We start from the raw sequence: 4,080 nt of genomic DNA on the forward strand, positions 1-4,080 counted from the left end.
CTTCAGAATAAGTAATTTAGAGGGCAAACCAGGTGATTTAATAAGCCCTTATGATCCAATAGTTAGAGCAAGTGGTGATGTTACATTTGATAGCTATACTGGTGGTTCCTTACACATACTAGCTGGCGGTAGCGTTAAGGTAACTGGAAGTATCACTATAAACAATAGTGACAATAATGGTCTTGTGACACCTGAAGGAGGATTTGTGTTAGCAAATGGTGATCCTCAGTTATCAGAAGGAAGAAGGATCATTATCAATGGCGAGCAAGAGCCAACACTTGATATTCGTGCAGGCACTCTGGATTTTGCGCCACCAGGATCTATACCAGAACTAGAAAATTTATCTGGATTCATACCTATCCCTCCTCTCACTTTTGAAGAACTAAACGCTCTCCCATCAGTACCTGCTAGTGCAAGCATTGATATTGACGGTGATGTCATAAATAATACATTTATTCCATCTGATGATGGCGATCGCAGAGGCCAAATTTATCTATCTAATCAATATAATCCCAATCCATTTATTGGTGGGAATACCGAAATCTCTGTAAACTCTATAACCGCTTTCGGTAATTCAGTCACAATAGACTCTATTGGGGACATTACTATCCCAAATGGAATTAGTTCAGGTGCTGCTGAAGGCCCAGGTGGAGATGTAATTCTTCTAAGTGTTGGCGATATAAATACAGTTGGAGGTGAGATAAGTGCATTTGTTAATTCTAGCTCTGCGGGTGATATTATACTGAGAGCATATGGCTCTGTTACTACATCTGGCATTAGGTCTGAATATATTGATTTCAACGATACAGATTTGCCAGGCTTCGGAGGTGATATCGAAGTTGTTAGCATTGAAAGTTTTATAGAATCAGATGGTAATTATGATGCGAAAACTGAAGTTGGAGGAAGAGCAGGAGATATTTGGTTAGAAGCTAATGGTGATATAGTTGTTAGACAACTTAATTCAGAAAGTTTGAGTGGTGATTTAGGTGATGCTGGAAATATAACAATTAGTAGTCAAACTGGAAAAGTTGAGACTGATGGTATTATCTCTTCCACAACTGGAAGAGAGGGATTTGAACTGTTGTTGCCAAATCCTTTGGACCCAAGTAAGCCTAACATTATCGTCGTAGAGCCTAATAGTGGAAACGTTAATATCAGCGCAAATGGAAGCGTCGTAACGGATTTTATCCGTACCTCCTCTGTTGGAGGATTTAGTGGAAACATTAGCATTAACAGTACTACTTCGAGTGTGGAAACAGGTAATCTAACAACTACTTCCCAGGACGGTGTTTCAGGAAATATTACTTTGAATGCTGTAGGGGGAGATGGATTTATTACGACTAATTCCATTACATCTTCTACAAATAGCAGTAATCCTGATAATGATAGTGGTGAGGTTAATCTTGATGCAACTGGTCAAATTTCAACAGGATTAATTTCTACAACGTCCAATGCTGGTAACAGTGGTGATGTAATAATTACAAGTCAAGTTGCGGGTATAAGAGCTGGCTTTTTGTCTTTTTTTGATGGCTCTTTCAACGGTTTAGATATAAGTTCATCAAGTGCGTCTGGAGATGCTGGAGATATTATACTAGAGGCTGGAAATATTGTATTTGAAAATGGAGAACTTATTAGAATAGATTTTAATGAGGCTCAGAATATTGAAGTTGGAAATATAAATTCTGGTTCAGGTGGAATCGGTGAAGATGGAGGTAAAATTACTTTAATAACTGAAGGAGGAGAAATTTCAGCAGATAATCTTATTTCAGAGAATACTTCGAAATTTCGGGATGATGGTTCTGTAGAGATCAATACAGATGGTGGTTCTATTGAGCTGAATGCTTTTGGGAATATTAGTACTGGTGAGGAAATAAGATCTTCTTCTGATCTAGGAGAAAGTGGTTCTGTTGAAATTTTAAGTTATAGAGGGAGCGTGAGTATTGGTACTAATGGTTTGGGCTCTATCGAAACTCGAAGTGAAGAGGCAGGCGCAAATTTTGTTTCCGTAAATGCTTTTGGAAATATTAAAGTTGGTGACATTGATTCGGAGGCGGGTGGAGAAGGAAGTGGCTTTGAGTTCAATATTGGAGATATCACACTTGAAAGTGTTAATGGTCAGATATCAACTGGCAATATAAATTCATCGACAGGTATTTCAGATTTAGAAAGTGGTTCTGTTGAGATTACGGCTCCTGATAAAATAAAGACGGGCTCTATTCTAACCTTTTCTAGTGTAAATGGAGACAGTGGTGATATTTTACTGAGAAGTCGTGGAGATGGAATTGAAGTTAGCGGTGAGTTGAGATCTTCTACGCAAGAAGGAGGAATTGCAGGTAATATCACATTGGATGCTGAAGGCAGTGTAGATATATTTAATAACGTATTATCCAACGGATTCGAAGGTTCAGGACTAATTCATATTTCAACAACAGAAAATTTAGATATTCAAGGTGTTGATATTCGAAGCGAGACAAGAACAGGCAGCGAGCAAGCTGCTGGAGTTGAAATTTTTGCACCATCTTTAGAGTTATCCAATGTAAACATTTCGGCAACCACCCAAAATGGTGTTGCCGGAGATGTAACTATCAACCAGGGTTTAGAATCAGCATCTTCTGTATCATTACAAAATGGTAGCAGCATCAGAGCCCAACAAACAGGGGATGAATCTGATTCCCGAGCTGGGAATGTTATTATTAATGCTCAAAGCGTTTCTCTTAAAGGTGATTCACGAATAGTCACAAGTAATGTTTCATCAAGGGTTGATGACTCTACACAAGAGTCTTTTGGTAATATCAACTTTGAAAATCTAAACACTTTAGAGGTTGAAAATAGTGTGATATCTGCTTCCACTGAACGTGGCGTTGCCGGTAGTGTTACTGTTAATGCCTCTGATTCGATAGAATTAAGCGGAATTGTATCTAAAGATGGATTGAATATTGGTAACGAAACCTTTGAGCGTGGTGGTATTCTAGCTGTTGCTAGTGATGGTGGAACTGCCGGGAATTTAGTTGTTAGTTCTAATTCGTTAGACATTGATGATCAAGCTGTCATTGCAGTTAGCAGTCCGACTGGAGTTGCGGGAACCATTGATATTACAGCTAATAATATTGACCTCACACGTGGGGCGTCTATTCGCTCAGAAACTGGTGACAACGGTAGTAATCCTAACAGTGGTGATATTAACATAACGCTTGATGGGCCAAGGCCAATATTCTGGATGCGTCATGGCGAAAGAAACTTTGGGGAAATTAATGCCTCTGGAAACGGTAGTGCCACAGGCGGCACGATTACTATAGGTGTTAATGATGATGCCGGGTTTATAATCGCTATACCTTCAGAAGATAGCGATATTATTACTGAAGCAGATCAAGGCGATGGAGGAAAAGTTCGTTTCGGTGGTTCTGAGTTCTCTGGCAGAACTCTTGTTCTAGGATTACGAGAACGTCCTCAAGATACCTTTTTGAGCGATATTGTCGTTGCTTCTGATCAAGGTGCTTCTGGTATCGTCGGCTTTAGTGATCCCATCAATGAGGGTTTCCTAGAACTCGAAGAAGAACTTCTCTTGCCTAGCTCCCCCAACCTCGACGAGGGTTGCCAAATCGGTACCCGCGAACGACAGGCCGAGTTCTTCGACTACGGCCTCGGTGGAGCCCCTCCCGGACCCGACGAACTCATGGGTGGCGGCAACATCCTCACCGAATGGATTCCTCTCGATCTGGCTGAGACCTATCGCCGTTTGAGAAATCGAGATGACGTTGGTACAGCGTCCAGTACTTTCAATACAGTCAGTGTTGGTCGGGGCATTGATTTACTCTCGCTCTGTTCCGCCGATGATGAGTAAATCAATGCAGTCAATGTCTTGGGTAGAGGCTGGACAAAAAGCTATAGGTTATTTAGGCCCCCAAACCCCCAAATCTGGGGGCTTTAATTTCTGTCTCCGCCAGAATTGGGGAACACCTAGTATGTCTAGGTGTAACAATGTGAGTCATTCCATCATAAGGTGGACGAACTTTGAATCTTGTTCCGTTAAGGTTAGGGGAGCTAAGGTGGCCTCCAATATTCTCCCCCTCCTCTTATTTG

Annotated in this window: 1 protein-coding gene; it reads left to right on the top strand. The window is 40.9% G+C overall.

All coding sequences use genetic code 11. The annotated features are described in order from the left end of the window. Nucleotides 1–184 precede the first annotated feature (184 nt). Nucleotides 185–3,841, top strand: a complete 3,657-nt coding sequence (locus IQ260_RS28440; RefSeq protein WP_228016512.1) for a beta strand repeat-containing protein — start codon at nucleotides 185–187, stop codon at nucleotides 3,839–3,841. Nucleotides 3,842–4,080: the final 239 nt, after the last annotated feature.

The organism is Leptolyngbya cf. ectocarpi LEGE 11479 (assembly GCF_015207065.1).
Classification (GTDB): Bacteria; Cyanobacteriota; Cyanobacteriia; order Phormidesmidales; family Phormidesmidaceae; genus Leptothoe; species Leptothoe ectocarpi.